Genomic DNA, 7,416 nt, shown 5'->3' with positions numbered 1-7,416 from the left:
TACTGTTCGTTCAATAGACGACTGCACAACAGCCTTCAAACCGCGTTGTCTGGTGCAGTCGTCTTCTGAAAATGACAGCTATTCCTGTTACTGGCCGCAGCCGATGCGGCGCTGTATCAAGCCAAGCAGCGGGGGCGGAACCGCACGGAGATTGACGGTCTTTAAGTGTCCGGAAGCTACGACCGGTGCCGACTCCACCAAACCCGGGGCGATTCAGGGGGGATTCTCTATCGACAGTTTGATCCGCCTCCAGACGACGGCGCCAGGCTGCGCGGATCGTCCTTCAACAGGTATTCGAGGTGGACCAGCAGCGCGTCCCAGAGTGCGTGAAGTTCCGCCATACCGGCCAAAGCTTCGACATCGTGACCCTGCGAACGCCGCTTGAGCAAGTCGGCGGCCAGCGCGTGTACCCGGAGATGTAAGGTTTCAATGGTGGCGAAGGTTGCGGCGTGGCGCGGCTGATGGATGGTCTTGTCGAGCCACTGGCCGAATCGGCATTGATGATGATCGAGTGGCGGCGGCGCGTCGCGCCTGCCATCGAGGTGTTCCCCCAGGGCAACAATCCAGCCTCGATGCTCGACACCGGCAATCAGCACCGGCATCAGCTCGCGGTCGAGGCAGTGTGCATGCGCCCATCGTGGGTCGGGGCGCCAACGCTGGCGCCACGCAGGCAGATCGGCCGCCGCCATCGGTCGGGCGATGCCATAGCCCTGGCCCAGATCGCAGCCGAGCCGCAGCAGGGTTTCGCCGTGCGCCACCGTCTCCACCCCCTCGGCAATCGCCCTGCGCCGAAAGGCGGTGGCCAGCCCCAGTATTCCTTCTAGAATAGCGAGGTCGTCCGAGTCCTGCAGCATGTCGCGAACGAAGCTCTGATCGATCTTGAGCACTTGCGCCGGCAGGCGCTTGAGATAGGTGAGCGACGAATAACCGGTGCCAAAATCATCGAGCGCAAAACTGACTCCGAGCGTCGCGGATGCATCGATAACCGCGGAGACCAGGGCGATGTCTTCGAGAGCGCTACTCTCCAGCACTTCTAGCTCAAGATAGCCGCGCGGCACGTTCGGGTGCGCTGCCAGCAGGGCTCGCAGTTCATCCAGAAAACCGGCCTGCTGCAGATGAAAGCCGGAGATGTTCACGCTAACCGGTAAATCGACTCCCGCGTCCTGCCATGCCGCGATCTGGGTCAGCGCAGTGTCGATCACCCAGCGTCCCAGTTCCACTTCCAGCGGATGTTGTGCGATCGGCGGCAGAAACTCCACGGGTGCAAGCAGGCCCTGATCCGGGTGTTGCCACCGGATCAGGGCCTCGGCTCCGATCACCTCGCCGCTGCGCATGTTGACCTTGGGCTGGTAGTGAAGCACGAACTCGTTCTTGATTAATCCCTCCCGGATGCGCTCCAGGTGCTCGTGCTGACCGCGCAGACTTGCATCCCGTGCGGTGTCAAAAATATGGTAACGGTTCTTGCCCGCGACCTTGGCCTGGTACATCGCTTGGTCCGCCTGGCGCAGCAACTGATCGGGATCGACATCATCACTTTGCGGGTAGTGGGAAATCCCGATGCTGCCGGAAACCTGAACGACCACGCCATCCACCTTTACCGGTTGGGCGATGACGGACAGCAATCGATCGATCAGATCCTTCGCTGTACTCTGATTGCTCAGATCGGCAAGTACGGCGACGAACTCGTCGCCACCCAGGCGGGCGACGGTATCGCCCTCGCGCAGGCAATCCTTCATGCGCGCGGCAAGGGTCACCAACAGTTGATCGCCGACGTCATGGCCATGTACATCATTTACTGACTTGAACCCATCCAGATCGATATAAGCCAGTGCCAGCGGCAGGCCGCTGCGCCTTACCCGTACGATGGCCTGCTCGAGGCGATCGGCCAGCAGCACCCGGTTGGGAAGGCCGGTGAGCGGATCGAAGTGCGCGATATGCCTGAGCTGCTGCTCATTGTCCTTTTGCCGCGTGATGTCCGAGAACAGCGCCACATAGTGGGAGGTCTGCTGATCGCTCCCGCGCACGGCCGCGATTGCGAGTGACTGGGCGTACTCCTGTCCGGACTTGCGCATATTCCAGACCTCCCCCTCCCAGTACCCTCGGGTGCGCAGATCACGCCACATCTCGTCATAGAAAGCTCGATCATGGCGCCCGGAGCTGAGGATGCGGGGGTTGCGGCCGAGTACCTCGTTTCGGGGATAGCCGGTGATACGGGTGAAGGCGTCGTTGACCTCGATAATGTGGCCATCGGCATCGGTGATAACGATACCTTCACGGGCGTGGCTGAATACGCTTGCTGCGAGTTGGAGCTTTGCGTCGGATTGACGCCGGACATTCAAACCATCCAGAAAGGCATTGAACCCGCGCGAGAGATTGCCGATCTCGTCATCGCCGCGCGGCGCCAGCGGCAGCAATTCGGCATCGGGCAGGTCGCGTAGTTGCCCGAAGCGTCTGGCAACATCACGAATCGGTTGCACCACCCGGCGCGCGAACAAGACCGCCCCCACGCCCACGATAAGGAGCGACACCAGCATCACCACGGTGGTGGTCCGTCCAATGGCCTGCGCTGAGCGATACCGCGTTTCTTCCGGAACCAAGATCGCAAGTCGCCAGCCGGGAGCGTGCAGGGCGACTTGACTAATGAGTACTCCACTTGCAGCATTGATCGTTACCGTCGCGCTGTGTGCTTCGGCCAGCTGGGCAATCAACGCTGGTTCTGCGTGCGAGCCGAGGCGTGCTGGATCGGGGTGATATACGAGGCGATCACGCCCGTCCAACACGATCAGCAGGCGATCTTCGCTAACGCCTGCTTTGCTGAACTCGCGGCGAATCTGGTGTGGGTCGTAGTTGATCAGCAGCAAGGCGACCGGGACCTCGCGCGAAGTCGCCAGATCGAAACGGCGAATCACTCGGGCTACCGTTACCACCTGGCGGTGGGCGGAGTCACGATTGAGGTTGGCCTGCACACCTGCCCAATGTATCCGGCTGGGAGCGGCCAGGGTCTCTGCGATCAACTGTTCGCGCGCCGTTACATCCAGGTTATTTGAAACCAGGGTGTCGCCGACGTGGTAGTGACTACCCCCCAAGGTAAAAATGTCGATGGAGACAAGGCCGTCCAGGTTGATGTAATTGTTGAGCACGTAGCCGATCTGCGCCTGGGTGGCCAGGCGCGTGAACACATCGCCATCGGGCGGCTCAGCCGAGACCGCCTCGACAATCTGCTCAACCCCGCTGATGTTAGCGATCAATGCTTCGATCTGCGCCATCTGCCCGTTGAGCAGGGCAGCCTTGTCGTGAGCCTGTTGAATCGCACTGCTGCGCGTCTCATGTTCCAGAGCCTGGTTCGACAGGTGTATCGCCGATAAGCCCACCACCAACAGTGGCAGGATGCTAAGCACAATCAGGTAGACAATGAAGCGCTGGGTGAGGTTCAGCCGCATCCGCCCCCCACCCATGAGCAACGGGCCGACTCCGCCAAGGGAGCGGCGAATTTGATCGTCATGATGTTCAAACGCAATCCCGGGCCTACTTCGGCGCGCTGACCAGCGCCACATCGATCAGCGTTTCTGATGGCACTTTTTCGCCCTTGAGCAGGCGAATCGCATACAGAACACCTTGATAACCTTGCTCCGCCGAGCGCTGGTCGACGGTAACCGCTAGCTTGCCCTGATCGACCATGGTCCGGATTTCGGGCAAGGCGTCGAAACCGGCCACCTTGACCGAGCTCAGCCCATTGTCGCTCAAGTATCGCAAGGCCCCCAGTGCCATCATGTCGTTGGCGGCGAACAGCAGGCCGATGCCCGGATGCAGCTCGAACATTTTCCTGGTTACCTCATAGGCCTCATCGATCTTCCAGTTGGCGGTTTCACTGGCAACCACTCGGATCGCCGTGTTCTCTGAAAACGCACGCTCCGCACCTTGCTTGCGCGCCTGCGCATTCTCGGCACTACGAATGCCTTCGAGAATGGCTGCCGTGGTCGGCACTTCAATCCCTGCGCTCAGCGCCTTGACCGCGAGATAGGCCCCCTTCTCGTTGTCCACGCTGATAAAGGGCAGGCCGGCGAGATCCGCCACTGCGAGTTGGGTGGCATCCAGGCGGGCATCGATAATCACCACCGGAATACCCGCATCACGCGCCTTTCGCACCGCAGGAATCAGATGGTGTGCATTCGCAGGGGCGATCACGAGCGCATCGGCCCGCTTGTTCTGAACTAGATCTTCGACGATCGAAACCTGCTGTTCGAATGAGGTTTCCTGCGCTGCCGTCTTGACGATCAGTTCAATGCCGAGCTCAATCTCCGCCTTGCGCGCACCCTTCTCCATCTCAACGAAGAACGGATTGGTCAGCGTTTTCATGACCAACGCCACTCGCGGCTTTACAACGGGGGGCGGGGATGTGGAGATTGCGACCGCGGGTTCTCGATCGACACCCTCACCACACCCAGCAAAGACCAACGACAGGACCAGGAAGGCAAGACATCGGATCGGCCGCATGAGCGTCACTCTGGGAAAGGTGACAAATGTTACCAGCTTCTTTCCGACCGGCGGAGCAGCTTGACTGTGGCCACGATCTCGACCACTTCGGCGGTCCGTCTCTTGGAGGCAATCAGGGTGGCCAGCAGCAACGTAAGCGGTAACCGAGCGGCGTTCTTGCCTACTTCGAGCGCGGGTGGAGATCGGATCGAAGCGGATTGGCCGCGAAGTGTTGCTTCCACAGCCTTGGGGTGAGTTGCCGTCGACCGCGTGTTGGGTTTCGTTTTGTATACTCTGCGTCATTTGTCCGATTTCCTGTGTCGCTCTGGCGGTTCGCTCGGCAAGTTTGCGCACTTCGTCGGCCACCACGGCAAAGCCGCGCCCGGTTTCTCCGGCGCGAGCGGCTTCGATGGCTGCATTGAGCGCCAGCAGGTTGGTCTGGTCCGCAATGTCCTTGATGACACTCGTGACACGGCTGACTTCGCTGTGAAGGGCTTCATCGTCGGCGTCCTGGCGCACGGCAGGCAGTTGTTTCTGCAACGCCGGCAGCCATTCTTGTACCGTCTCCCACACCACATCGAGATTGATGGCGAAATAGCCGTGGGCCATGCGATTACGCATGTTGCGCATGCTGCGCCACGGCACATCGGGGTGCGCCTGGATAAAGCCGGCGTAGCCCTCCATCACTTTCGTAGCGGCCTCACCGATGATGATCAGGCTCATGATGACAGCCTGCTGGGTGCGCTTGTCGGCCAGGAAGTCGTCTTTGGTCAGCCCTTCCACGAAGCTGCACGCATCGGTTGCTGCCTGCTGGATGTGATCGAGGTAGTCGGGCAGTCGGTGGTTCTCGCTCATACCGATTGCGCTTCCGCGAGTACCTTGGCCCGAAACTTCGGCGGCAGATCGCCGGGCGTCAGCAAATCGACGGGAACGCCAAGCAAGGATTCCAGGTCGTCTTGCAGATCGCCCAAGTCCAACAACGTGGCACCCGGCAGCGCATCGACCAGTAGATCGAGGTCGCTGCCATCGCGGTCAGTACCATGCAGCACCGATCCGAAGACGCGCGGGTTCGCCGTGCGAAAACGGCTTACTGCTTCGCGCACTGCACTTCGTTTCATGTCGAGCACAACGGACGGTCGCATGGGTATCCTTTCTTATCGAAACTCATTGCAATGCTAAGGGGTCGAGAATAGCCTTTCAAGAACTATTTTCGAGAACCGCAATGCCTTGATTTACTGTGTCGCGCTGTCGTTTTCAGAAGACGGCTGCACTGAACGTCAGAAGCCGACTGCACTATAGCAGCGGAGGGGTTGGATCCATCAGGCAACGACGGGCTGCTGCCGGCCAACTGCTGCCGGTCGGCCTGTCTGTAGCGTCGTCACTCGAACGGCAGCTTCGCTCAGATTGAGGACGAGCCGGTGCCTTGAGAATTCGAGATGCTGACTTTATGACATCTTTCAGGTAATTTTCGCGTTCGACGTCCTCGTGCGGAATCTCTATTCGGTTGCGAAGGAAGGGAGAACTATGAATCGAGTCATTGCAGTCATCTATGGTGTTGCAGGCCTTTGGTTTCTGCTGCTGGCCAGTCCTAGATCCCTCGGAGAAGCTGCCGTCAAATATGCGTTCGCCGCAATTTTGTTGTTCTTTGCATACCGGCGTTTCCGCGCCTCCTCGAAGAATGCGGCCGAGTATGTCAAACAGGAAGATGGCGCTTGGCTGCAGTTGACAGTTGTTCCCGCTGCGCCGCCCATTCTCTGGTTTCCTGCCGTGCTCTCGATCATCCTGGGCGCAGGCGTCGTGGGAAGTGGAATGGCTTACCTGTGGGTCCTGGGCTTGATCTTCGCTTTGCTGACATGGCTGGTCTTGCTGCAGGACCACCGGGGTGGCAATCCCACGGCACCTCGCCGTTTTCGCGTGAATCCAGAAGGCATTGAGACCGACGGAACCTTCTTGCGTAAGGACGACATTCATGACCTGCGCATCAGGAACAAGTTCGCTGGGGGCGTCGAGATCGTTTACGACGCGAATCAAGGCATTCCCACCGGCGTCACGATGGGGCTGGCGGGTCGGCGAGCACTTGCCGAGGTGGCGTATCGGGTTGAAGTCGAAGCTGCCGGAAAGGCTTATGTGCTCGCTGCCGGACTGGATGAGGTCACTGCCAAGGGCGTTGCCACTGAGATCGGCAAGGCGTTGAACTTGGCCATGCCGGCATCATGAGCAAGGCGCCTGGTACCCTCCAGACGTCCGTCACGAGGGCAAAGTGGGCTCAGTGCCGGATCATCCTGCTATGCCTCCTGAGTGCAGCGTGCAATCCTTCGCCTGAGCTCCAAGCCTCCCGAGACGTCCGCGCAACGACAGCGCAAAGCCTCCGGCAGGTGGCTGTCCTCCCGCTGCAGCGCGGCTACTACGTCGCCAGCGATACGCCTTGCGCCAAAGCCTCGAACGCCACCCTCTTGCTTCTGAGACGGAATGGCATCGGCGGAGCGCGGTATTTCTGCGAGTTCAAGCGTATCGAGCAGACCGGTCCAGCCACTTATCGCGTGGAAGAAGAGTGCGCCGATTTCCAGGGGGACGCGCCGGAGACTCGGCATCTGCAATACATACTTGATAATGACTCCCGCTTCTTGGCCAAGGAGCAGGACGTCGTCGCTCTTGACGCTCGGTACTGTGCCCAGTCGGAATTGCCTCTCGAGTGGCGTAACACGGACATCGAGTCCGAAATCGAATGAACACCGCCATTCTGTTCAATGGAAGGGGCGTCCGTCATACATCCGATACAGTTGCGAGCGGAAAGAATGTCGCTCGCGAACGGCCGGTTCCTGCAGGACAAAGCCCTTCAGCCGTTGTGTCAGCGACTGGCTGGTCCGGGTCGACACCGGTAATCGGATCGTTGCCGCACTGAACAGCGCCCCGTTCCAGGTCGCCTCCATTTATGCGGCTGAA

The 7,416-nt window shown here is 59.9% G+C and carries 3 protein-coding genes and 2 pseudogenes; 1 reads left to right on the top strand and 4 read right to left on the bottom strand.

The genetic code is table 11. The features are described 5' to 3' along the window. Window positions 1-227: 227 nt before the first annotated feature. The 4 genes and pseudogenes from PG888_RS21930 to PG888_RS21910 all read right to left on the bottom strand — a co-directional run bounded on the left by PG888_RS21930 (window position 228) and on the right by PG888_RS21910 (window position 5,615). Window positions 228-3,440 (bottom strand): EAL domain-containing protein, encoded by a 3,213-nt coding sequence (locus PG888_RS21930; protein ID WP_270694372.1) that lies wholly within the window; start codon window positions 3,438-3,440, stop codon window positions 228-230. Window positions 3,441-3,525: 85 nt separating this feature from the next. Beyond that, window positions 3,526-4,362: pseudogene (locus PG888_RS21925) on the bottom strand (substrate-binding domain-containing protein); the annotation flags it as partial. A 435-nt stretch (window positions 4,363-4,797) separates the two neighbouring features. Next, window positions 4,798-5,328: pseudogene (locus tag PG888_RS23255) on the bottom strand (methyl-accepting chemotaxis protein); the annotation flags it as partial. Next, entirely contained in the window at window positions 5,325-5,615 is a 291-nt protein-coding gene (locus tag PG888_RS21910) for a nucleotidyltransferase family protein (protein ID WP_043851119.1), read from the bottom strand. The pseudogene PG888_RS23255 and the gene PG888_RS21910, both read right to left, overlap by 4 nt. A 382-nt stretch (window positions 5,616-5,997) precedes the next feature. Here PG888_RS21910 and PG888_RS21905 point away from each other — a divergent pair, with 382 nt between their 5' ends. Next, complete coding sequence (locus PG888_RS21905; RefSeq protein ID WP_043851120.1) at window positions 5,998-6,690, top strand: hypothetical protein; 693 nt, start codon at window positions 5,998-6,000, stop codon at window positions 6,688-6,690. The last annotated feature ends 726 nt before the right edge of the window (window positions 6,691-7,416 follow it).

Source organism: Aeromonas sp. QDB23 (assembly GCF_027707745.1).
Taxonomy (GTDB): Bacteria; Pseudomonadota; Gammaproteobacteria; order Enterobacterales; family Aeromonadaceae; genus Aeromonas; species Aeromonas allosaccharophila.
The sequence above is the reverse complement of the archived record's forward strand: the minus strand, read 5'-3'. Positions and strand labels throughout refer to the sequence as shown.